Origin of the sequence: Bacteroides sp. D20, assembly GCF_003436255.1 — a bacterium.
Classification (GTDB): domain Bacteria; phylum Bacteroidota; class Bacteroidia; order Bacteroidales; family Bacteroidaceae; genus Bacteroides; species Bacteroides uniformis.
The window spans coordinates 404,445-427,063 of the sequence record NZ_QSOO01000001.1 but is presented as its reverse complement, the minus strand read 5'-3'; the positions used below and the strand labels follow the sequence as shown (position 1 = coordinate 427,063).

The 22,619-nt window shown below is 47.4% G+C and carries 23 protein-coding genes; all 23 read left to right on the top strand.

The annotated features are described in order from the left end of the window. Positions 1–238: 238 nt before the first annotated feature. The 23 genes from DXD78_RS01745 to DXD78_RS01635 all read left to right on the top strand — a co-directional run bounded on the left by DXD78_RS01745 (position 239) and on the right by DXD78_RS01635 (position 22,570). Positions 239–1,441 carry an ROK family transcriptional regulator gene (locus DXD78_RS01745; RefSeq protein ID WP_005835379.1) on the top strand — a complete coding sequence of 401 codons (1,203 nt, stop codon included), beginning with the start codon at positions 239–241 and terminating at the stop codon, positions 1,439–1,441. Between the two features lie 1,248 nt (positions 1,442–2,689). After that, on the top strand, positions 2,690–3,226 hold the full coding sequence (gene hpt, locus DXD78_RS01740) for a hypoxanthine phosphoribosyltransferase (RefSeq protein ID WP_005823670.1): 537 nt from the start codon (positions 2,690–2,692) through the stop codon (positions 3,224–3,226). 42 nt (positions 3,227–3,268) lie between these two features. Continuing rightward, complete coding sequence (locus DXD78_RS01735; RefSeq protein WP_005823672.1) at positions 3,269–3,841, top strand: adenylate kinase; 573 nt, start codon at positions 3,269–3,271, stop codon at positions 3,839–3,841. Between the two features lie 14 nt (positions 3,842–3,855). After that, positions 3,856–5,037, top strand: a complete 1,182-nt coding sequence (obgE, locus tag DXD78_RS01730; RefSeq protein ID WP_005823673.1) for a GTPase ObgE — start codon at positions 3,856–3,858, stop codon at positions 5,035–5,037. Next, entirely contained in the window at positions 5,034–5,861 is an 828-nt protein-coding gene (pgeF, locus tag DXD78_RS01725) for a peptidoglycan editing factor PgeF (protein ID WP_009037100.1), read from the top strand. The genes obgE and pgeF overlap by 4 nt, the downstream gene beginning before the upstream one ends. Beyond that, positions 5,861–6,526 carry a B3/4 domain-containing protein gene (locus DXD78_RS01720; protein ID WP_009037101.1) on the top strand — a complete coding sequence of 222 codons (666 nt, stop codon included), beginning with the start codon at positions 5,861–5,863 and terminating at the stop codon, positions 6,524–6,526. The genes pgeF and DXD78_RS01720 overlap by 1 nt, the downstream gene beginning before the upstream one ends. Continuing rightward, positions 6,527–7,246, top strand: coding sequence for a M23 family metallopeptidase (locus DXD78_RS01715; protein ID WP_005823679.1), 720 nt, complete (start codon positions 6,527–6,529; stop codon positions 7,244–7,246). 9 nt (positions 7,247–7,255) lie between these two features. Beyond that, the gene (locus DXD78_RS01710; RefSeq protein WP_005823681.1) at positions 7,256–8,257 is read left to right on the top strand and encodes a PhoH family protein; all 1,002 of its coding nucleotides are present in this window, start codon (positions 7,256–7,258) and stop codon (positions 8,255–8,257) included. A gap of 27 nt (positions 8,258–8,284) precedes the next feature. Continuing rightward, the gene (locus tag DXD78_RS01705) at positions 8,285–9,226 is read left to right on the top strand and encodes a phosphoribosylaminoimidazolesuccinocarboxamide synthase (RefSeq protein WP_009037102.1); all 942 of its coding nucleotides are present in this window, start codon (positions 8,285–8,287) and stop codon (positions 9,224–9,226) included. Continuing rightward, on the top strand, positions 9,227–9,964 hold the full coding sequence (gene ubiE / locus DXD78_RS01700; RefSeq protein WP_005823685.1) for a bifunctional demethylmenaquinone methyltransferase/2-methoxy-6-polyprenyl-1,4-benzoquinol methylase UbiE: 738 nt from the start codon (positions 9,227–9,229) through the stop codon (positions 9,962–9,964). 31 nt (positions 9,965–9,995) lie between these two features. Further along, on the top strand, positions 9,996–10,550 hold the full coding sequence (locus tag DXD78_RS01695) for a hypothetical protein (RefSeq protein ID WP_005823687.1): 555 nt from the start codon (positions 9,996–9,998) through the stop codon (positions 10,548–10,550). 48 nt (positions 10,551–10,598) lie between these two features. Next, positions 10,599–11,345, top strand: a complete 747-nt coding sequence (locus DXD78_RS01690; protein WP_005823689.1) for a shikimate dehydrogenase — start codon at positions 10,599–10,601, stop codon at positions 11,343–11,345. Then, entirely contained in the window at positions 11,345–12,340 is a 996-nt protein-coding gene (locus DXD78_RS01685; RefSeq protein ID WP_005823691.1) for an alpha/beta hydrolase, read from the top strand. The genes DXD78_RS01690 and DXD78_RS01685 overlap by 1 nt, the downstream gene beginning before the upstream one ends. A gap of 40 nt (positions 12,341–12,380) precedes the next feature. Continuing rightward, a complete protein-coding gene (locus DXD78_RS01680) occupies positions 12,381–13,289 on the top strand; it encodes a YgcG family protein (protein ID WP_005823693.1) in 909 nt (302 codons plus the stop codon). A gap of 171 nt (positions 13,290–13,460) precedes the next feature. Continuing rightward, positions 13,461–14,042, top strand: coding sequence for a LemA family protein (locus DXD78_RS01675; RefSeq protein WP_005835359.1), 582 nt, complete (start codon positions 13,461–13,463; stop codon positions 14,040–14,042). 112 nt (positions 14,043–14,154) lie between these two features. Continuing rightward, on the top strand, positions 14,155–15,324 hold the full coding sequence (locus tag DXD78_RS01670) for an AIR synthase-related protein (protein WP_005835357.1): 1,170 nt from the start codon (positions 14,155–14,157) through the stop codon (positions 15,322–15,324). A 4-nt stretch (positions 15,325–15,328) separates the two neighbouring features. Further along, complete coding sequence (gene prfA / locus DXD78_RS01665) at positions 15,329–16,441, top strand: peptide chain release factor 1 (RefSeq protein ID WP_005823698.1); 1,113 nt, start codon at positions 15,329–15,331, stop codon at positions 16,439–16,441. A 34-nt stretch (positions 16,442–16,475) separates the two neighbouring features. Then, positions 16,476–17,306, top strand: coding sequence for an orotidine-5'-phosphate decarboxylase (pyrF, locus tag DXD78_RS01660; RefSeq protein ID WP_005823701.1), 831 nt, complete (start codon positions 16,476–16,478; stop codon positions 17,304–17,306). Positions 17,307–17,312: 6 nt separating this feature from the next. Next, positions 17,313–18,539: an HD domain-containing protein gene (locus DXD78_RS01655; protein WP_005835351.1), complete on the top strand. Its 1,227-nt coding sequence runs from the start codon at positions 17,313–17,315 to the stop codon at positions 18,537–18,539. 84 nt (positions 18,540–18,623) lie between these two features. Then, on the top strand, positions 18,624–19,664 hold the full coding sequence (gene lpxD, locus DXD78_RS01650) for a UDP-3-O-(3-hydroxymyristoyl)glucosamine N-acyltransferase (RefSeq protein ID WP_005823705.1): 1,041 nt from the start codon (positions 18,624–18,626) through the stop codon (positions 19,662–19,664). Between the two features lie 3 nt (positions 19,665–19,667). After that, a complete protein-coding gene (locus tag DXD78_RS01645; RefSeq protein ID WP_005823709.1) occupies positions 19,668–21,053 on the top strand; it encodes a bifunctional UDP-3-O-[3-hydroxymyristoyl] N-acetylglucosamine deacetylase/3-hydroxyacyl-ACP dehydratase in 1,386 nt (461 codons plus the stop codon). Between the two features lie 137 nt (positions 21,054–21,190). After that, complete coding sequence (gene lpxA / locus DXD78_RS01640; RefSeq protein ID WP_009037103.1) at positions 21,191–21,967, top strand: acyl-ACP--UDP-N-acetylglucosamine O-acyltransferase; 777 nt, start codon at positions 21,191–21,193, stop codon at positions 21,965–21,967. 48 nt (positions 21,968–22,015) lie between these two features. After that, positions 22,016–22,570, top strand: coding sequence for a hypothetical protein (locus DXD78_RS01635; RefSeq protein WP_005823714.1), 555 nt, complete (start codon positions 22,016–22,018; stop codon positions 22,568–22,570). Positions 22,571–22,619: the final 49 nt, after the last annotated feature.

The window sequence follows — 22,619 nt, the reverse complement described above, 5'->3', positions numbered from 1 at the left end:
GTTATGGATATTAACCATTATTATTCAATTATCACGTCACAAATATAGATATATTTATTATCTTTGCAATACTTAATAAAGTATTTAATTAATATATACCATATATTTAATATATATTAACCGGTTATTACTAAATAAATTGCAAAACAATAGACAGAATACAATAATATTAGCCCATATACTTTAGTATACCAATATATAAATAAAAATAAGGCGAATAATTTAAAAATATACACTAATGAAGCAGGATTTATTAAAAGAAATGGAAACCGGGAGCAAGAATGCACTCTTAAAAAAAAGGATCATCACACATTATATATATAATGGAAGCTCCACTATTACTGATTTGGCCAAGGAACTTGACCTAAGTGTGCCCACAATTACCAAATTTATCAATGAAATGTGTGAGGACAACTATATAAATGACTATGGAAAACTGGAGACTAGTAGCGGCCGTCACCCAAGCCTATACGGGCTCAACCCAGAATCAGGATACTTCATTGGGGTGGACATTAAAAAATTTGCCATAAACATAGGACTAATCAATTTCAAGGGAGATATGGTGGAAATCAGGATGAACATACCGTACAAGTTCGAAAATACACAAGAGGCTTTGGAAGAACTATGTGCACTCATTCGAGGCTTCATAAAGGAAACAGAAATCAATGACAAGAAGATAATGAACATCTGCATCAACATCTCTGGAAGAGTAAATCCGGAATCAGGATACAGTTTCAGTATGTTCAACTTTTCAGAGCGTCCTTTGGCAGATGTGCTGAATGAAAAAATAGGGTACCCAGTCTGTATAGACAACGACACAAGGGCCATGACCTATGGAGAACATATGCAAGGATGCGTCAAAGGGGAAAAAGACATCATCTTTGTCAATATAAGCTGGGGACTTGGAATTGGCATCATCATAGACGGGAAGGTATACACGGGAAAATCCGGATTTTCCGGAGAATTCGGGCACGTCAATGTATTCGACAATGAAATACTGTGCCATTGCGGCAAAAAAGGATGCCTGGAAACGGAAGCCTCAGGTTCGGCACTGCACCGCATCCTATTGGAAAGAATCGGTAAAGGAGAAAGTTCCATACTGTCAAAACGAACTATAGAAAATCCACCCACATTGGACGAAATCATCACTGCAGTCAATAAAGAGGATTTGCTATGTATTGAGATAGTGGAAGAAATAGGCCAAAAGTTGGGAAGGCAAATAGCAGGACTGATCAGCATATTCAATCCGGAACTGGTAATAATCGGAGGCACATTATCATCGACGGGAGACTATATAGTACAGCCAATCAAAACGGCAATAAGGAAATACTCATTGAATCTGGTCAACAAAGACGCCACGGTGACTGTTTCCAAGTTAAAAGACAAGGCTGGTGTAGTTGGAGCCTGCATGCTGGCACGGAGCAGAATGTTCGAAATTTAAGACGACCGTTGCCATCATAATGGAAATGACAAGACTTACACCAAAAACACAATTATTATATATAAAAAAGCGAATCTGTAATTGGTTACTGATAAAAAGACAGAATAAATTAGTATCATGATAACCGATTTCCAGTATTGCCCTACATTGAATTCAAGAATGCAAATAATTAAACTATCAATTAAAGAGAAGATGGAATCTATAGGGTATACTCGGAGATATTACGAGCATAACGAAGATTAGGAAAGTTACACTTCTAGAGTAGGAACAGAAAAGCAGAAAGAAGAATCGGCTAATCCCGAATTCTCCAACATAAAAAATAAAAAGTCGAAAGAAAGCTGTCTCAAATAAAATGTACTCCAAAGGTTAGATAAAAAACTTTTGGAGTACATTTTTCAACATATTTCTCTTTGTTTTCTTACTCCTAAGCATTGTTTTTTTCTGTCATTAGTGCATCAACCATACATAACCAATCAGAAATAGCAGTATCGACACAAGATTCTGACAAAACCTAGTCAAGAAAGAAGTAACGACAGATGCTATCTTCAAGAGGTCTTCCGCTACCATTATCTGGCATAGCATCTTATCAATCAATGAAAATCAGTAATATTTTCACCATAAACACTGTTCCTTCGAAGGATATTGCAGATACATAATTTTCGGATCCGACATCTACAGAAGACCTATAGACAAGTTTACATGCAATGGGAGCTTGTACCGGAAGAAAAATCATAAGAAGCTGAAGAAATCGAAATTCTATAACCATAATCGGTGGGAGCACCGTCTTGGCTTAATAAAATTACAAGAAAGTCCAGCGTCGGGAACTATGGCATTACAAATATTCGAGCTGAATATCGTCTTACTCCGGAGTTACAATATCTCCAGAAACTGAGAAATAAGAGTTTCCTAAAGTTATTGACATAGCTGTCTGGTTCTGTCAGCCGACAACCGACACACACCACTTATTTTTTACATTTCACTATTCTAGACTGTTCTCTACTCCAGTGGAAAGTTTTATCTGTCTATTCCTGACGCGTACTACAAAAAAGTTCTGTCAGTTTCTCGGATTTGAATTTTCCAAGGTTGAAATTGCATCCGATTCCGTTGATGAAAACCATGCATTCATAAACTGGTTTTTAGTAACGGATCCAACTAATTCATAGCCCTTTGAGAATATACTAGAACAAAACTTTTCACTTTCAAACAAATATCGTATTTTTGCCCCAACTTTCTAAAAACATCCCATCTATGGATACCATACAAATAAAAGACAAGATGTTCACAGTCTCCATCAAGGAGCAGGACATACTGAAAGAAGTAACCCGTGTAGCGAACGAAATCAACCGCGACCTGGCAGGAAAGAATCCTCTATTCCTCAGTGTACTGAACGGTTCGTTCATGTTTACCGCCGATTTGCTGAAACGAATCACGATTCCCTGCGAAATTTCGTTTGTCAAATTGGCATCCTATCAAGGAGTATCCTCTACCGGGGTAATCAAGGAAGTAATAGGCATCAATGAAGACCTCACAGACCGTACAGTGGTCATTGTAGAAGACATCGTAGATACGGGACTCACCATGCAACGCTTACTGGACACCCTCGGCACTCGCGGTCCCAGGGAGATTCATATTGCCTCCCTACTGGTGAAACCTGATAAGCTGAAAGTTGATTTGAACATAGAATATGTGGCCATGAATATTCCGAACGACTTCATCGTGGGCTACGGGTTGGATTATGACGGCTTCGGGCGCAACTATCCCGACATTTATACTGTAGTAGACTGATACAGGCATAATATAGTAAATCATTCAATAATAACTAAGCAAATGTTGAACATTGTAATTTTTGGTGCTCCCGGTTCAGGTAAGGGAACACAAAGTGAAAAGATTGTAGAAAAGTATGGCATCAACCACATCTCTACCGGAGACGTGCTCCGTGCTGAAATGAAGAACGGTACAGAACTGGGCAAGACGGCCAAAGGCTACATCGACCAGGGCCAGTTGATTCCCGATGAGCTGATGATTGATATTCTGGCAAGCGTATTCGACAGCTTCAAGGATAGCAAAGGCGTGATTTTCGACGGCTTCCCCAGAACAATCGCCCAGGCTGAAGCATTAAAGAAGATGCTCGCCGAACGCGGACAGGAAGTCAGCGTAATGCTCGACCTCGACGTGCCCGAAGAAGAACTGATGAAACGCCTTATCAAGCGCGGACAAGAATCAGGACGTGCAGACGACAACGAAGAGACCATCAAGAAACGCCTTGTGGTTTACCACTCACAGACAGCTCCGCTGATTGACTGGTACAAACAGGACGGCAAATACCAACACATCCAGGGCTTCGGCGTATTGGAAGAAATCTTTGCCGATGTTTGCAAGGCTATTGACGCAGTGAAATAACAATAAAACAGAATATGGCTGAATCGAATTTTGTTGACTACGTAAAAATATATTGCCGCTCCGGAAAGGGCGGACGAGGTTCTACGCATATGCGGCGTGAGAAATACATACCCAACGGAGGCCCCGACGGAGGTGACGGAGGACGAGGAGGCCATGTCATCCTGCGGGGTAACCGCAACTACTGGACGCTACTCCATCTGAAGTACGATCGCCACATCCTGGCAGGTCACGGAGAATCCGGTTCCAAAAACCGCAGTTTCGGAAAAGACGGAGCGGACAAGGTGATTGAAGTGCCCTGCGGCACGGTGGTGTACAACGCCGAAACGGGTGAATATATCTGCGACGTCACCGAGCACGAACAAGAAGTCATCTTGCTGAAAGGCGGACGCGGAGGTCTGGGTAACTGGCACTTCAAAACCGCCACACGCCAGGCTCCCCGCTTTGCACAACCGGGCGAACCGATGCAGGAGTTGACGGTAATCATGGAACTGAAGCTGCTGGCAGACGTCGGTCTGGTAGGTTTCCCCAATGCAGGAAAATCCACTTTACTGGCATCCGTTTCTGCGGCGAAGCCCAAAATCGCCAATTATCCGTTTACAACGCTGGAACCCAATCTGGGCATCGTGTCCTATCGCGACAGCAAATCGTTTGTGATGGCGGACATTCCCGGCATCATCGAAGGAGCCAGTGCCGGCAAAGGCTTAGGATTGCGTTTCCTGCGCCACATCGAGCGCAACTCATTGTTGCTGTTCATGGTGCCTGCCGACAGTGACGACATCCGTAAGGAATACGAAATCCTGTTGAACGAGCTTCGCACTTTCAACCCCGAAATGCTGGACAAACAGAGAGTGCTTGCCGTCACCAAATGCGACATGCTCGACCAGGAACTGATGGACGAGATAGAGCCGACACTGCCCGAAGGGATTCCGCATATATTCATCTCTGCTGTCTCCGGCATGGGCATCTCTACGCTGAAAGACATCCTTTGGGAAGAGCTGAACAAGGAAAGTAATAAGATAGAAGGCAAAGTGGACAGCATTGCCCATCGCGCCAAAGACCTCAGCCACCTGCAGGAAGAATTGAAAGAAGAGGGTGAGGACGAGGACCTCAGCTATGAATACGTCAACGACGACGAGGACATAGAGGACCTCGAGGACTTTGAATACGAAGAAGATTGGGAGGAAGATAAAAAATGATTCCTCTTACAGAAGATAGGAAAATGTTGGGATATGAGCTGCTTGCCTCATATCCCGGCATTTCTTGTTTTGTAACCACCCGCCACGGTGGATGCAGCCAAGGTAACTATGCCTCCCTCAACTGTACACCTTACACGGGAGACGAAGCCGAAGCTGTACGCCGCAACCAGGAAATAGTATGTTCTTCCCTGCCCCAACGCCCCCAAGAACTGGTCATCCCGTTTCAGACCCACGGGACAAAGGCACTTGTCATTGACGGAACTTATCTGCATGCAACAGCAGAAGAACGCCACTCCATGTTGCAGGGCATTGATGCACTGATAACCCGTGAACCGGGCTGCTGCATCTGCATCTCTACGGCAGACTGCATTCCCATCCTGCTCTACGACCGGAAGAATGCCGTGATAGCCGCTGTTCATGCCGGATGGCGCGGCACTGTGAATTACATCCTCGGCCACACACTCGACAAGATGCGTGCCCGCTATGGCACAGAGGGCAAAGAAGTGATAGCCTGCATCGGCCCCGGCATCTCCCTTTCCGCCTTCGAGGTAGGCGACGAAGTCTATGAAGCATTCCGCAAGAACGGTTTCCAGATGGATTACATCTCCGAATGGAAACCCGCCACCCACAAATACCATATCGACCTATGGGCTGCCAACCGACTGCAACTACTGGACTTCGGAGTACCTTCCGCACAAGTGGAGACAGCCAATATATGTACTTTTACCCAATATGAAGAGTTTTTCTCGGCACGCCGGATGGGTATCAAATCCGGAAGGATATTGTCGGGAATCATGTTAACCCATTCAAACGGATTGCATTAATGTATCATATCACACTTTCTAAAGAAATCAAGCAGAATTGCCCCGAATTCCGCGGTGCAGCCGTATTTGCCGAAGTGACAAATACCCCATATTGCGAAGGGTTGTGGCAGGAAATCGCAACTTTCACCCAAGAGCTAAGAGCCCGTGAAACCACGGACAGCATCAAGTACCAACCCGTCATTGCCGCCACCCGCGAAGCCTATAAACGTTGCGGCAAGGACCCCAGCCGCTACCGTCCCTCGGCCGAAGCACTGAGACGGCGACTGCTGCGCGGATTGGAACTCTATCAGATAGATACGTTGGTAGACCTTATCAACCTTGTCTCCCTACGTACGGGCCACTCTATCGGCGGATTTGATGCCGACGAGATACAAGGGACCGACCTTGAGCTGGGCATAGGACGTGCCGAGGAATTGTTCGAGGGTATAGGCCGCGGCATGCTGAACATAGAAGGGCTGCCCGTCTACCGCGACCGTATAGGCGGTATCGGTACCCCGACCAGCGACCACGAACGCACCAAGATGAAACTTGAAACCCGCCATATCCTTGCCATTGTCAACGGCTACAACGGGCAGGAAGGTCTGAAAGAAGCAGCCGAAATGATATTGGAACTGTTGGAGAAATATACTTCCTCTACCAGTGGGACTATACAATATTTTGAATAAATGAGAATCCGTATTCTTGTCCCTCTCCTGCTCATAGCCCTTGGTGCCACGGCACAAGGGAAGAAAACGGTCTTTTCCACCATGGAAACCAACCATATCCGCGTTGCCACTCCGGGACTGTTTTCGCAAAGAGAACTGATAGAGCTACCTTTGGAGGACATTCCGGACACGGAATACTCCTTTCCCCTGCCTGGAGGAAAAGTCATCTCCCCTTACGGACGGGGGCGGGGACGCCACAGTGGCATAGACATCAAGACCTACGCCAAAGACACCATACGGAGTGCCTTCAACGGCGTAGTACGGATGTCCAAGCCTTATAGCGCCTACGGCAATGTCGTCGTCGTACGCCATGACTTCGGACTGGAAACGATATACAGCCACAACTTCAAAAACCTTGTACATTGTGGCGACACAGTCAAAGCCGGACAGCCCATCGCACTGACCGGACGCACCGGACGCGCCTCTACTGAGCATCTGCACTTCGAGACACGCGTCAACGGGCAGCACTTCGACCCCAATATTATCTTCAACATGAAGGAACAGACGCTGAACCGACAACGTATCGGATGCTCAAAAAAAGGAAACGGCATCGTCGTGCAACAATTACCGACAATCTACCCGAAGCCACTGCAAAAAAAATACCCAATGGAACTGTTTAAGTATCCAAACGTTTCACTACATTTGCAGAACGTTTCACTAAAAGAACGAATTGAACTTTAAAACATATCAATGATAGAAAAACTGATTGTTCTTGAAGATATTGACCCGGTAATATTTTATGGCGTAAACAACGCCAACATGCAGCTGATAAAGGCCTTGTATCCCAAGCTTCGCATCGTTGCCCGCGGTAATGTCATCAAAGTATTGGGTGATGAGGAGGAAATGTGTGCATTCGAGGAGAACATCACCAAGCTGGAGAAATACTGTGCCGAATACAACTCTTTGAAAGAAGAGGTCATTATAGACATCATCAAAGGCAATGCCCCGCAAGCGGAAAAATCGGGCAATGTCATTGTATTCAGCGTAACCGGAAAGCCGATTATCCCGCGCAGCGAGAACCAGCTGAAGCTGGTAGAGGCATTTGCCAAGAATGACATGCTGTTTGCCATCGGTCCCGCCGGTTCAGGAAAGACCTATACAGCCATCGCGCTTGCCGTGCGGGCACTAAAGAATAAGGAGATAAAGAAAATCATCCTCAGCCGCCCTGCCGTAGAAGCCGGAGAAAAGCTCGGTTTCCTGCCCGGCGACATGAAGGACAAGATAGACCCGTATCTGCAACCACTCTATGACGCCCTGCAGGACATGATACCTGCCGCCAAGCTGAAAGAGTATATGGAGCTGAACATCATCCAGATTGCCCCCCTCGCCTTTATGCGCGGACGCACACTGAACGATGCCGTCGTCATTCTGGATGAAGCGCAGAACACGACCACCCAGCAAATCAAGATGTTCCTCACCCGCATGGGCATGAACACCAAGATGATTGTCACGGGAGACATGACGCAGATTGACTTGCCTTCTTCCCAGACTTCCGGTCTGGTGCAGGCACTGAAGATTCTGAAAGGCGTAAAAGGCATCAGTTTCGTGGAGCTGAACAAGAAAGACATCGTACGCCATAAGTTGGTAACTCAGATTGTGGAGGCCTACGAGAAGTTCGACAAGGAAGCGAAAGCGGAGCGTGAACGACGCAAAGCCGAACAAGCCGATAGTAAGATTGAACAGAAACAGTAAATTCTCAAAATCGTAAATATTACAAAGATGAAAGCATTAACAGCAACTGAATTTAACTTTCCCGGACAGAAAAGCGTGTACCACGGAAAAGTTCGTGATGTGTACAACATCAATGGTGAAAAGTTGGTCATGGTAGCTACCGACCGCATCTCAGCCTTTGACGTAGTATTGCCGAAAGGTATTCCCTTCAAAGGACAAATGTTGAACCAGATTGCAGCAAAATTCCTGGATGCCACAACCGACATCTGCCCCAACTGGAAAATGGCTACACCCGATCCGATGGTGACGGTAGGTGTGATGTGTGAAGGATTCCCCGTAGAAATGATTGTACGCGGTTACCTCTGTGGCAGCGCATGGCGTGCCTACAAGAGCGGTGTACGTGAAATCTGCGGCGTGAAGTTGCCCGAAGGGATGAAGGAAAACCAGAAATTCCCTGAACCCATCATCACCCCGACCACTAAAGCCGAGATTGGCGAACACGATGCCGACATCTCCAAAGAAGAAATCCTGGCACAAGGTCTTGCCACACCCGAAGAATATGCCGTATTGGAGCAATACACCATGGCCCTCTTCAAACGCGGTACCGAGATTGCAGCGGAACGCGGATTGATTCTGGTAGACACCAAATACGAATTCGGCAAGCACGACGGCAAGATTTACCTGATGGACGAAATCCATACGCCCGACTCCAGCCGCTACTTCTACTCCGAAGGCTACGAAGAACGTTTTGCCAACGGCGAACCGCAAAAGCAACTCTCCAAGGAGTTTGTACGCGAATGGCTGATGGACAACGGTTTCCAAGGCAAGGAAGGACAGCAGGTACCGGAAATGACCGACGAAATCGTTACTTCAATCAGCGAACGTTACATCGAACTGTACGAACACATCACCGGCGAGAAGTTCGTAAAAGAAGATACCGGCAACATCGCCGAACGCATTGAAAAGAATGTAACCGAATATTTAAAGTAAATGGACTATCCCCAAGAACACATCAAGCCCTACGGTAATGACGGCAAGAAGAGCGAACAAGTGGAAGAAATGTTCGACAACATCGCTCCTGCCTACGACAAGCTGAATCACACCCTATCCATGGGCATCGACCGCAGCTGGCGTAGGAAAGCAATCAAGTACCTACGTCCTTTCCGCCCCCGGCGTATTATGGACGTAGCTACCGGCACCGGCGATTTCGCCATCCTTGCATGCCGCGAACTGCAACCCGATAGCCTGATTGGCACCGACATCTCGGAAGGCATGATGAACGTGGGACGTGAAAAAGTAAAGCAGGCGCACCTCTCGAACAAGATTTCATTTGTCCGGGAGGACTGCACCTCCCTCTCGTTTGCCGACGAAAGCTTCGACGCCGTGACCGTAGCGTTCGGCATCCGCAACTTCGAAGGGCTGGACAAGGGACTGTCCGAGATGTGCCGCGTACTAAAGACCGGCGGACATCTCGTCATACTGGAGCTCTCCACACCAGACCGCTTCCCGATGAAACAGTTGTTCACCATCTACTCCAAAGTTGTCATCCCCCTGCTCGGTAAATGTATTTCGAAAGACAACAGCGCCTACACCTATCTACCGGAAAGTATTCGCGCCTTCCCGCAGGGAGAAGTGATGCAGGAGGTAATCCGCAAGGCAGGCTTCAGCGAAGTGCACTTCAAGCGGCTGACTTTCGGGATATGTACACTTTATGTGGCAACTAAATAAAAAGAAGAAACTTATATAAAAAAGAGACCTTATGAAAGCTACACACACCCTCTATTTATTATTTATTACCCTCCTTTGCGTTGCCGGTTTCACAGCTTGCGATGATTCGGGAAGTGATGATATGATATGGGATTTTGCTCCTATCGAACTGCATATCGCAGTACAAGATGCTCAAGGTAATGATTTGTTGAATCCTGAAACTCCCGGCAACATTGCCAAGCAAGGAATCAAGGCAATCTATAATGGAAAAATATATGAAAAGGACGTTCCAATAAGCCAAACCAAAGCTTACCTTGCACACTTCAACGGTCTGCAAACAATGAAATTTGAAACTGGCAAATACTTTCTCACTTTTGGAGAATTCAATGGCGACGATACATTCGATAACGAAAAAGTGATAATAGACTGGAACGATGGTACTCAAGACGTCATCACCTTCTCTAGCAAACTGATCTGGAAATCAAAAAATAAACCCGTATTCGACAGAAAGTTCTGTTTGAACGGAAAAGACAACGGATTGCAATTCGGAGGTTTTGTTATCATCAAAGAACCGGTAATCACCTCCTCAACTACTTCCGACCAATAATGTACTCCATAAACAAACGAATATAGTTCAATCAATAACTAAAATATTATGCAGAAATACGGTTTAATAGGTTACCCGTTGAAACATTCCTTTTCTATCGGATATTTCAATGAGAAATTCAAGGCAGAAAATATTGATGCAGAATATGTAAATTTCGAAATTCCACGTATCGAGGATTTCATGGAAGTTATCGAGGAAAATCCCAACCTCTGTGGACTGAATGTGACTATCCCTTACAAGGAGCAAGTCATCCCCTACCTGGACGAACTGGACAAAGACACAGCCAAGATAGGCGCCGTCAATGTCATTAAGATTATCCGCCTTTCCAAAGGCAAAGTGAAACTGGTTGGCTACAACTCCGACATCATAGGATTTACACAATCCATAGAACCACTTTTGCAACCACAACACAAGAAAGCCCTGATTTTGGGTACCGGCGGTGCATCGAAAGCCGTATATCGCGGGCTGGAGAACCTGGGTATAAAAAGTTCCTTCGTATCACGCGCCAAGAAAGAGGATAAATACCTCACATACGAAGAACTGACACCGGAAATCATGCAAGAGTACACAGTGATTGTCAACTGTACCCCAGTAGGCATGTATCCCAAAGTGGATTTCTGTCCCAATATTCCTTACGAACTACTGACTCCCAACCATTTGCTCTATGATTTGTTATATAATCCAAACGAAACCCTTTTCATGAAGAAAGGCCAGGCACAAGGAGCCGTCACTAAGAACGGTCTGGAAATGTTACTGCTGCAAGCCTTTGCTGCATGGGAAATTTGGAATAAATAATGAAGAAAACCATAAAATATTCGATTCTCGGTCTGGCTGCCCTCTGCACCGTAGTACTGTGCGGAGGGTACTATATGCTGGGGCATGCTCTGAAACCCGAAGGCCTTATCACACGCAGTCGCAACATTGCCGAATCCTACAACTTCATGTTCGAGCAATATCCCGAACTGCAACCGTGGGTAGACAGTTTGGTGACCGTAGGAGCATTGAAGGACTTCTACATTGAGAACGACCATGGAGAGACGCTACACGCACTCTACGTTGCCGCCACCCACCCCACCCCAAAAACAGCAGTCATCGTACACGGATATACAGATAATGCCGTGCGCATGCTGATGATAGGCTATCTGTACAACAAGGAGATGGACTTCAACATCTTGCTGCCCGACCTCTACGGGCACGGGATGAGCGAGGGAAACCATGCACAGATGGGCTGGAAAGACCGGCTTGACGTACTGCAATGGACCGAAACCGCCGACGAACTCTTCGGGCGCCGCCATACAGACAGCGTAGCATCCCGCAGCACAGAGATGGTAGTGCACGGTATCTCCATGGGAGCCGCCACCACCATGATGGTATCCGGCGAAGTGGAGCATGGTCAATACCAACAGCCTTTCATCAAGTGTTTCGTAGAAGACTGCGGCTACACAAGCGTATGGGACGAGTTTCGCGGAGAACTGAAAGCACAGTTCAACCTGCCCGCCTTCCCTCTTCTGCATACAGCAAACTGGCTCTGCCGGCAAGAGTACGGATGGGACTTCCTGGAAGCCTCTGCTTTGGAGCAAGTAAAGAAATGTACTTTGCCGATGCTCTTCATCCACGGCGATGCCGACACCTTTGTGCCGACGTGGATGGTCTATCCCCTCTACGAAGCCAAGCCCGAACCCAAAGAATTATGGATTGTGCCCGGTGCCACGCATGCTATGTCTTACAAGGATTATCCGCAGGAATACACCGAACATGTAAAGAAATTCGTAGGAAAATACATACATTGATGTGATTTTACCTATCTTCGCCGCAACAAATATTGGTAGTATGAGACGATTTATTTCCATAACATTCTTCTTATGCCTGCTCTTATCCTTGCAGGCACAAGAAGTCTACACCACTAAGAATATTCCTAAAGTACACCTTCAGGACAAGACACGCTATGTGTGCAACCCAGCCGGAATCCTATCCACGGAGGCATGTGACAATATAGACCGTATGCTCTATGCATTGGAGCAGCAAACTGGCATTGAAACGGTAGTTGCCGTTGTCCCGTCCATCGGACAAGAAGACTGTTTTGATTTCTCACACCAGCTGCTCAATGAATGGGGAGTAGGGAAAAAAGAAAAAAACAACGGTTTGGTCATTCTGCTGGTAACCGACCAACGCTGCATCCAGTTTTATACGGGATACGGTTTAGAAGGGGACCTTCCTGATGCCATCTGCAAACGTATACAGACCAAATACATGATTCCCTATCTGAAAGACGGTAATTGGGATGCTGGAATGGTAGCGGGTGTAAAGGCAGTCTGTTCACGTCTTGACGGCACTATGGTGAATGACACGGAAGAGGAGGATGACCTCTCCGTAGGAGGTATCCTACTGGGGCTTATCGGTTTCCTCGCAGTGGCATCTATTATAGGCATCCTTGCCCAACGCGCTGCCAACAAATGCCCCAACTGCGGACAACATAAATTGCAACGTAGCAGCAGCATACTCATCTCACGCCGCAATGGAGTGAAAACGGAAGATGTGACCTACACCTGCCGCAATTGCGGACATAAAGTAGTGCGCCGCCAGCAGTCATACGATGAAAATTACCGGGGAGGAGGCGGAGGTGGTCCGGTCATCTTCGGTGGTGGAGGTCTCTTCGGCGGAAGTGGCGGAGGAGGCTTCAGCGGTGGTAGCTTCGGAGGCGGTATGGGAGGTGGCGGTGGAGCCGGTTCCCGGTTCTAACGCCGAGGATGTGTCATCTGTGTGCCATCAACCGTTTTGACACACCTTCGAGGATACTGGAAGAAAATAAAACGTTTACATAGAATATAATTAAATGATTAATAACTGCCTTCCCCTCCTCCCCTCTCTCTATCGGAGAGGAATCGGAGGTGAGGCCTAAAAATGAAAAGTATGAAGAAATCAACCATTATCATTATCGTTGTTATAGCTCTTCTCGCCATTTGGGGTGTAACCGGCTATAACGGACTCGTAACCATGGACGAAAATGTCAGCGGACAATGGTCGAACGTAGAAACCCAATACCAACGCCGTGCCGACCTGATTCCGAACTTGGTGAATACCGTGAAAGGATATGCCACGCACGAGAAGGAAACACTGGAAGGTGTAGTAGAAGCCCGCAGCAAAGCCACTCAAATCAAAGTGGATGCGGCAGACCTTACTCCGGAAAAGCTGGCTGAATATCAGAAAGCACAAGGTGCGGTGACTTCCGCCCTCGGTAAATTGCTTGCCATCACAGAAAACTATCCGGACTTGAAAGCAAATCAGAATTTCCTGGAACTGCAGGCACAGCTGGAAGGTACGGAAAACCGTATCAACGTAGCACGTACCAACTTCAACAATGCAGCCAAGAACTTCAATACAGCCATTCGCCGTTTCCCCAAGAATATCCTTGCCGGTCTCTTCGGTTTTGAGAAACGAGCTTATTTCGAAGCGGCAGAAGGAGCGGAACAAGCTCCCCAGGTACAATTCTGATAAATACACAACTCTATAGCGAGGCACAAAGGCGAGAAACTTTGTGCCTCGCTTTGTGTTGTAGAAGATTAGATGTATCTTTGCACATTCAATTGAACAAACCTATTATCTCATGAGTAATCAACGATACATGATGCGAGGCGTCAGCGCATCAAAGGAAGATGTGCACAACGCCATCAAGAATATCGACAAAGGTATTTTCCCGCAGGCTTTCTGCAAAATTATCCCCGACATTTTGGGCGGTGACCCGGAGTATTGCAACATTATGCATGCCGATGGAGCAGGCACCAAGTCCAGTCTTGCCTATATGTACTGGAAGGAAACCGGCGACCTGGGTGTGTGGAAAGGCATTGCACAAGATGCACTGATTATGAACATCGACGACCTGCTTTGTGTGGGTGCGGTAGACAACATTCTGGTATCCTCTACCATCGGACGTAATAAACTGCTCATCCCCGGCGAAGTAATCTCAGCCATCATCAACGGTACGGATGAACTGCTTGCCGAACTCCGCGAAATGGGAGTAGGCGTTTATGCCACCGGTGGCGAAACAGCCGATGTGGGCGACCTTGTACGTACCATTATCGTAGACTCGACAGTGACCTGCCGCATGAAGCGCTCAGATGTTATAGACAATGCCAATATCCGTCCGGGCGATGTGATTGTAGGTCTGGCATCTTACGGAAAGGCTACTTATGAGAAAGAATACAATGGCGGTATGGGCAGTAACGGACTGACCAGCGCACGCCACGATGTATTCTCCAAATACCTGGCAGAGAAATACCCTGAAAGCTATGACAAGGCTGTACCCGAAGAACTGGTATACAGTGGCAAGCTAAAACTGACAGACAGTGTCGAAGACAGTCCGCTGGATGCAGGAAAGCTGGTACTTTCCCCCACCCGCACCTACGCACCGGTAGTTAAGAAACTGCTCGATGCGCTCCGTCCCCAAATCCACGGTATGGTACACTGCTCGGGCGGCGCACAAACCAAGGTACTGCACTTTGTGGGAGACAACTGCCGTGTCATCAAAGACAATCTCTTCCCCGTTCCACCGTTGTTCAAGACCATCAAGGAGCAGAGCGATACGGACTGGAGCGAAATGTACAAGGTGTTCAATATGGGGCATCGCCTGGAAGTGTACCTCTCTCCCGAACATGCAGAAGAGGTGATTGCTATTTCGAAGAGTTTCAACATCGATGCACAGATTGTAGGCCGCGTGGAAGAAAGCGACAAGAAAGAACTGATTATCAAGAGCGAATTCGGAGAGTTCAAGTATTAAATATATGGCAGACAACAATACCATACTCGAAAAGCTGGAAGGGCTTGTCGCCCGCTTCGAAGAAGTGTCGACCTTGATTACAGACCCGGCAGTGATTGCGGACCAGAAGCGTTACGTCAAGCTCACCAAAGAATATAAAGAACTGGGCGACCTGATGAATGCCCGCAAAGAGTACATGCAAGTACTGGGCGGCATAGAAGAAGCCAAAGAAATTATCGCCAACGAAACAGACCAGGAAATGCGGGAAATGGCACGCGAAGAGCTGGATGCCTGCCAAACCCGCCAACCGGAACTGGAAGAGCAGATAAAGCTGCTGCTCGTCCCCGCCGACCCGCAGGATGGCCGTAATGCCATCCTCGAAATTCGTGGCGGCACGGGTGGTGACGAAGCGGCAATCTTTGCCGGCGACCTCTTCCGCATGTACACCAAGTACTGCGAATCCAAGGGATGGAGAATGGAGATATCCAGCGCCAACGAAGGTGCAGCCGGCGGTTTCAAGGAAATTGTCTGCTCCGTGACGGGCGACAATGTATACGGCACACTGAAATATGAATCGGGCGTGCACCGCGTGCAGCGCGTACCGGCCACAGAAACGCAAGGACGGGTACACACCTCAGCTGCCAGCGTAGCCGTGCTTCCCGAAGCCGAAGAGTTCGACGTAGTTATCAACGAAGGTGAAATCAAGTGGGACACCTTCCGAAGCGGTGGTGCCGGCGGTCAGAACGTGAACAAGGTGGAATCCGGCGTGCGCCTGCGCTACAACTGGAAGAATCCCAACACAGGCATAGTCGAAGAAATCCTCATCGAATGTACCGAGACGCGCGACCAGCCCAAGAACAAGGAACGCGCCCTCTCGCGCTTGCGTACCTTCATCTACGACAAGGAACACCAGAAGTACATCGACGACATCGCCTCCAAGCGTAAGACGATGGTCAGCACTGGCGACCGCTCCGCCAAGATACGCACCTACAACTATCCGCAAGGACGCATCACGGACCACCGCATCAACTACACCATCTACAATCTCGCCGCCTTCATGGACGGAGACATCCAAGACTGCATCGACCACCTGATTGTGGCGGAAAATGCAGAAAGACTGAAAGAGAGCGAACTGTAAGGCAGTGATAAGTAACCCGTAACTAAAAAATAATATGAACAAACAGCAATTATTCGAGAACATCAAGCGCAAGAAGTCATTCCTTTGCGTAGGTCTTGACACCGACATCAAGAAAATACCCGAACATCTTCTGAAAGAGGAAGACCCTATATTCGCTTTCAACAAAGCCATCATCGACGCTACTGCCGACCTCTGCATCGCCTACAAGCCCAATCTGGCATTTTATGAGAGCATGGGCGTGAAAGGCTGGATAGCTTTCGAGAAAACCGTAAACTACATCAAGCAGAACTATCCCGACCAATTCATCATCGCCGACGCCAAACGCGGTGACATCGGGAACACCTCTGCCATGTATGCCCGTACCTTCTTCGAAGAGCTGGATATAGATTCCGTAACCGTAGCTCCCTACATGGGCGAAGACAGTGTGACCCCGTTCCTTACGTACGAAGGCAAATGGGTAATCCTGCTTGCGTTGACCAGCAACAAAGGCTCGCACGACTTCCAGCTGACGGAAGACACCAACGGCGAACGCCTCTTCGAAAAAGTGCTCCGCAAATCCCAGGAGTGGGCCAGTGACGAACAGATGATGTACGTAGTAGGCGCCACACAAGGCCGCGCCTTCGAAGATATCCGCAAGATTGTTCCCGAACACTTCCTATTGGTTCCCGGCGTAGGCGCACAAGGCGGCTCCCTGGAAGAAGTCTGCAAGTATGGCATGAACAAGACTTGCGGCCTGATTGTCAACTCCAGCCGTGGCATCATCTACGTGGACAAGACAGAGAACTTCGCCGCCGCCAGCCGAAAAGCAGCCCAAAAAGTGCAGGCACAGATGGCGGAAGAGTTGAAAAAAGTGATTAACGACTAACGCTTAATGTTCGAAAGAAAGATTATCAACGACCCTGTCTTCGGGTTCATCAACATACCAAAGGGGTTGTTGTACGATGTTGTACGACATCCTCTTTTGCAACGTCTAAACCGTATCAAGCAACTGGGGTTGTCCTCTGTCGTATATCCCGGTGCGCAGCATACACGGTTCCAACACTCTTTGGGAGCCTTCTACCTGATGAGTGAGGCCATCCAGCAACTTGCCACCAAAGGAAACTTTATCTTCGACAGCGAAGCCGAAGCTGTGGAAGCCGCTATCCTGATGCACGACATCGGCCACGGCCCCTTCTCCCACGTACTGGAAAATACCATCGTGCAGGGCGTCTCCCACGAAGACATCTCCTTGATGCTGATGGAACGTATCAACAAGGAAATGAACGGACAGTTGACACTCGCCATTCAAATTTTCAAGGATGAATACCCCAAGCGCTTCCTGCACCAACTGGTAAGCGGGCAACTGGATATGGACCGCCTGGACTACCTGCGCCGCGACAGCTTCTATACCGGAGTGACCGAAGGCAACATTGGCTCCGCCCGCATTATCAAGATGCTGGATGTAAAGGATGACCACCTGGTAGTAGAGTCCAAAGGCATCTATTCTATTGAGAACTTCCTCACCGCCCGCCGCCTGATGTACTGGCAAGTCTATCTGCACAAAACCTCCGTTGCCTACGAGAAAATGCTGATTAGCACCCTGCTCCGCGCCAAGGAACTGGCAAGCCGCGGCATAGACCTCTTTGCCTCACCCGCCTTGAAATTCTTTCTATACAACGACATCAGCCGGGAGGCATTCTACAACAATCCCGAATGTTTGGAGAATTTCATTCAGTTGGACGATAATGACATCTGGACTGCCCTCAAGGTATGGAGCCGCCATTCGGACAAGGTTTTGTCCACCCTGAGCGCCGGCATGATTAACCGAAACATCTTCAAAGTCGAGATTTCTACCGAACCTATTAGTGAGGAACGGAAAAAAGAACTAACTTTGCAAATCAGTGAACAACTGAACATCCCTCTCTCCGAAGCGAGATATTTCATCTCTACCCCCAGCATCGAGAAGAATATGTACGACGAGGCAGATGACAGTATTGACATCCTCTACAACGACGGCAGCATCAAGAATATTGCCGAAGCATCGGATATGCTCAATATCTCTCTTCTGTCCAAGAAAGTAAAAAAGTACTACTTATGCTACCAACGTTTGCATAGATAAGTATAAAATATTCACCTCAGGACAAGGAAATATAAAAAAAAAGTCCGTTATTTGCGTTTTGAAACCATCTAACAAGAATAAGACATGGAGTTCTCTGCTAAACAAATTGCAACATTTATCCAAGGAGAAATTGTTGGAGACGAGAATGCTACCGTTCACACCTTTGCGAAAATCGAAGAGGGAATACCGGGAGCCATCTCCTTTCTATCCAACCCCAAATATACCCCCTACATATACGAAACCCAATCAAGCATTGTTCTGGTAAACAAGGACTTTGTTCCGGAACAAGAAGTGAAAGCCACCCTGATTAAAGTGGACAATGCGTATGAAAGTCTTGCTAAATTGCTAAATCTTTATGAGCAAAGCAAGCCAAAGCGGGTGGGAATTGACTCTCTGGCCTTTGTTGCCGAGACAGCTAAAATTGGCAAGGATGTTTACATTGCGCCTTTTGCCTGCATTGGCGAATACGCAGAGGTGGGAGACAATACGGTCATTCATCCGCACGTCACGATTGGCAGCGGTGCCAAAGTGGGCAATGACTGTATTATTTACGCTAACTCCACCATCTACCACGATTGCCGGGTAGGAAACCACTGCATCCTGCACTCCGGTTGCGTTATCGGTGCAGACGGTTTCGGCTTCGCCCCCACTTCCGAGGGCTATGAAAAAATACCGCAAATAGGTATCACTATCCTGGAAGACCATGTGGAAATCGGTGCCAACACGTGTGTGGACCGTGCTACTATGGGAGCCACCATCGTACATAGCGGTGTGAAACTGGATAATTTGATTCAGGTGGCACACAATGATGAAATAGGCTCCCACACCGTAATGGCGGCGCAAGTAGGTGTAGCAGGTTCTACCAAGATAGGAGAATGGTGCATGTTCGGCGGGCAGGTAGGCATTGCAGGTCATATTCATATTGGCAACAAAGTGAACCTTGGCGCACAGTCTGGTGTTCCCAGTAGCATAAAGGACGGTAGCCAACTTATCGGTACCCCTCCTATGGAGCTGAAACAATATTTCAAGGCATCCATCGCACAAAGAAGTTTGCCGGAAATGCAAGTGGAACTGCGCCAGCTCCGCAAAGAATTGAATGAACTTAAACAACTATTAAATAAGTAACCAATGTTAAAACAAAAGACTCTAAAAGATAGCTTTTCGCTTAGTGGAAAAGGTCTTCATACGGGACTTGACCTAACCGTTACTTTCAATCCTGCTCCGGATAACCATGGATACAAAATCCAACGTATCGACTTGGAAGGACAGCCTACCTTCGATGCCGTTGCAGACAACGTATCCGAAACTACCCGTGGAACTGTAATCTCCAAAAACGGAGTAAAGGTGAGCACAGTGGAGCATGGTATGGCAGCCCTCTATGCATTGGGTATCGATAACTGCTTGATACAGGTAAACGGACCGGAATTTCCCATTCTGGACGGAAGCGCCCAATATTATGTCAACGAAATAGAGCGCGTAGGCACTGTAGAACAAAATGCCGTAAAAGATTTCTATATCATCAAGTCCAAAATTGAATTCCGTGACGAAACAACCGGCTCTTCCATCATCGTGTTGCCGGACGAGAACTTCAGCTTGAATGTATTGGTATCATACGATTCCAACATCCTCCCCAACCAGTTTGCAACGCTGGAGGACATGACGAAGTTCAAGGATGAAATCGCCGCAAGCCGTACTTTCGTGTTTGTACGCGAAATTGAGCCGTTGCTGCAAGCCGGTCTTATCAAGGGCGGTGACCTTGACAATGCGATTGTTATTTACGAACGCGAAATGTCCCAGGAGAACTATGACAAGCTGGCCGATGTGATGGGTGTTCCTCACATGGACGCCAAACAATTGGGATATATCAACCACAAACCTTTGGTGTGGCCCAATGAATGCGCCCGCCACAAGTTGCTCGACGTCATCGGTGACCTGGCTTTGATAGGCAAGCCCATCAAGGGCCGTATCATCGCTACCCGCCCGGGACACACCATCAACAATAAGTTCGCTCGCCAGATGCGCAAGGAAATCCGCCTGCACGAAATCCAGGCTCCTACCTACGACTGCAACCGCGAACCGATTATGGATGTAAACCGCATCCGAGAACTTCTGCCTCACCGTTACCCGATGCAATTGGTGGACAAAGTCATAGAAATAGGTGCCAACTACATTGTAGGTGTCAAGAACGTAACTTCCAACGAACCTTTCTTCCAGGGACACTTCCCGCAGGAACCCGTAATGCCCGGTGTATTGCAGATAGAGGCAATGGCACAGACGGGAGGTTTGCTTGTACTGAATTCAGTGGACGAACCGGAACGTTACTCCACCTACTTCATGAAGATTGACGGTGTGAAATTCCGCCAGAAAGTGGTACCGGGAGACACGCTCATCTTCCGTGTAGAGCTGATGGCCCCCATACGCCGCGGCATCTCCACCATGAAAGGTTATGTGTTCGTAGGCGAAAAGGTGGTCTGCGAAGCAGAGTTTATGGCACAAATAGTTAAGAACAAATAATAAAATTTACGATTAGACTATTTACGATTTACGATTCAAATTACTCGTGAGAATTATCACATTCGGATAAAATCGTATATACAGTAAATCGCAAGTATTCTCAATCGTAAATCGTAAATAGCTAAATCGTAAATAATATGATAAGTCCCTTAGCGTATATTCATCCCGAAGCTAAAATCGGGGAAAACGTAGAGATTGCTCCTTTTGTTTTCATTGACAAGAATGTGGTAATCGGTGATAACAACAAGATTATGGCAAACGCCAACATTCTGTACGGTGCACGCATCGGTAATGGAAACACCATTTTCCCGGGAGCCGTTATCGGTGCCATTCCCCAGGATTTAAAGTTCAGAGGGGAGGAAAGCACTGCTGAAATCGGAGACAACAATATCATACGTGAAAACGTAACTGTCAACCGCGGTACAGCTGCCAAAGGCAGAACCATCGTCGGCAATAACAATCTCCTAATGGAAAGTGTGCACGTGGCGCACGATGCCCTGATAGGCAACGGCTGTATCATTGGCAACTCTACAAAAATGGCGGGTGAAATTGTCATCGACGATTATTCCATCATCAGCGCCAATGTACTGATGCACCAATTCTGCCATGTGGGCGGTTATGGTATGATACAGGGCGGATGCCGTTTCAGCAAGGACATCCCGCCGTACATCATTGCCGGACGCGAGCCTATCTGCTATGCGGGAATCAATGTGGTAGGGTTACGCCGCCGTGGCTTCTCCAACGAGACCATTGAGAAAATCCATGATGCCTATCGTATTATCTATCAAGGCGGTCTGAACAATACGGATGCCTTGAAGAAAATCGAGGATGAAATGGAAATGACACCGGAAATAAGCTATATCGTAAACTTTATACGTGAATCAGCCCGCGGCATTATCCCCGCAGGAAAATGAAAAACGTATGATTTACACAAAGTCAGAAATCATAAATTATAAATCATCATGATCTACAGATTTACAATCATCTCTGATGAGGTGGACGATTTTGTCAGAGAAATACAGATAGACCCGGAAGCTACCTTTTATGACTTCCATGAAGCGATTCTAAAGTCGGCAGGCTACACTAACGACCAAATGACGTCTTTCTTCATTTGCGATGATGACTGGGAGAAAGAGAAAGAAATTACGCTGGAAGAAATGGATGACAATCCGGAAATGGACAGTTGGGTGATGAAAGAGACCCAGCTGAGCGAACTGGTTGAAGACGAGAAGCAGAAACTTCTCTATGTATTCGATTATATGACTGAGCGCTGCTTCTTCATCGAGCTTTCTGAAATCATTACCGGAAAGGAAATGAAAGGAGCCAAATGCACCAAGAAAGCAGGTGAAGCTCCCAAGCAGACCATTGATTTTGAAGAGATGGCAGCTGCTGGCGGTTCCCTTGATTTGGACGAAAACTTTTACGGCGACCAGGACTTCGATATGGAAGATTTCGACAAAGAGGGTTTCGGCGGTTTGGACGAAGCCGGAAACTCCTTTGAAGAAGAGAAATATTAAACAGACATACCATACAGATTTCTTTTAGGCACGGATTACACGGAAACAC

Bases quoted from the DNA above. Each gene is read 5' to 3' on its own strand.
- DXD78_RS01745 (WP_005835379.1), top strand. From the start codon at position 239: ATGAAGCAGGATTTATTAAAAGAAATGGAAACCGGGAGCAAGAATGCA.
- hpt (WP_005823670.1), top strand. From the start codon at position 2,690: ATGGATACCATACAAATAAAAGACAAGATGTTCACAGTCTCCATCAAG.
- DXD78_RS01735 (WP_005823672.1), top strand. From the start codon at position 3,269: ATGTTGAACATTGTAATTTTTGGTGCTCCCGGTTCAGGTAAGGGAACA.
- obgE (WP_005823673.1), top strand. From the start codon at position 3,856: ATGGCTGAATCGAATTTTGTTGACTACGTAAAAATATATTGCCGCTCC.
- pgeF (WP_009037100.1), top strand. From the start codon at position 5,034: ATGATTCCTCTTACAGAAGATAGGAAAATGTTGGGATATGAGCTGCTT.
- DXD78_RS01720 (WP_009037101.1), top strand. From the start codon at position 5,861: ATGTATCATATCACACTTTCTAAAGAAATCAAGCAGAATTGCCCCGAA.
- DXD78_RS01715 (WP_005823679.1), top strand. From the start codon at position 6,527: ATGAGAATCCGTATTCTTGTCCCTCTCCTGCTCATAGCCCTTGGTGCC.
- DXD78_RS01710 (WP_005823681.1), top strand. From the start codon at position 7,256: ATGATAGAAAAACTGATTGTTCTTGAAGATATTGACCCGGTAATATTT.
- DXD78_RS01705 (WP_009037102.1), top strand. From the start codon at position 8,285: ATGAAAGCATTAACAGCAACTGAATTTAACTTTCCCGGACAGAAAAGC.
- ubiE (WP_005823685.1), top strand. From the start codon at position 9,227: ATGGACTATCCCCAAGAACACATCAAGCCCTACGGTAATGACGGCAAG.
- DXD78_RS01695 (WP_005823687.1), top strand. From the start codon at position 9,996: ATGAAAGCTACACACACCCTCTATTTATTATTTATTACCCTCCTTTGC.
- DXD78_RS01690 (WP_005823689.1), top strand. From the start codon at position 10,599: ATGCAGAAATACGGTTTAATAGGTTACCCGTTGAAACATTCCTTTTCT.
- DXD78_RS01685 (WP_005823691.1), top strand. From the start codon at position 11,345: ATGAAGAAAACCATAAAATATTCGATTCTCGGTCTGGCTGCCCTCTGC.
- DXD78_RS01680 (WP_005823693.1), top strand. From the start codon at position 12,381: ATGAGACGATTTATTTCCATAACATTCTTCTTATGCCTGCTCTTATCC.
- DXD78_RS01675 (WP_005835359.1), top strand. From the start codon at position 13,461: ATGAAGAAATCAACCATTATCATTATCGTTGTTATAGCTCTTCTCGCC.
- DXD78_RS01670 (WP_005835357.1), top strand. From the start codon at position 14,155: ATGAGTAATCAACGATACATGATGCGAGGCGTCAGCGCATCAAAGGAA.
- prfA (WP_005823698.1), top strand. From the start codon at position 15,329: ATGGCAGACAACAATACCATACTCGAAAAGCTGGAAGGGCTTGTCGCC.
- pyrF (WP_005823701.1), top strand. From the start codon at position 16,476: ATGAACAAACAGCAATTATTCGAGAACATCAAGCGCAAGAAGTCATTC.
- DXD78_RS01655 (WP_005835351.1), top strand. From the start codon at position 17,313: ATGTTCGAAAGAAAGATTATCAACGACCCTGTCTTCGGGTTCATCAAC.
- lpxD (WP_005823705.1), top strand. From the start codon at position 18,624: ATGGAGTTCTCTGCTAAACAAATTGCAACATTTATCCAAGGAGAAATT.
- DXD78_RS01645 (WP_005823709.1), top strand. From the start codon at position 19,668: ATGTTAAAACAAAAGACTCTAAAAGATAGCTTTTCGCTTAGTGGAAAA.
- lpxA (WP_009037103.1), top strand. From the start codon at position 21,191: ATGATAAGTCCCTTAGCGTATATTCATCCCGAAGCTAAAATCGGGGAA.
- DXD78_RS01635 (WP_005823714.1), top strand. From the start codon at position 22,016: ATGATCTACAGATTTACAATCATCTCTGATGAGGTGGACGATTTTGTC.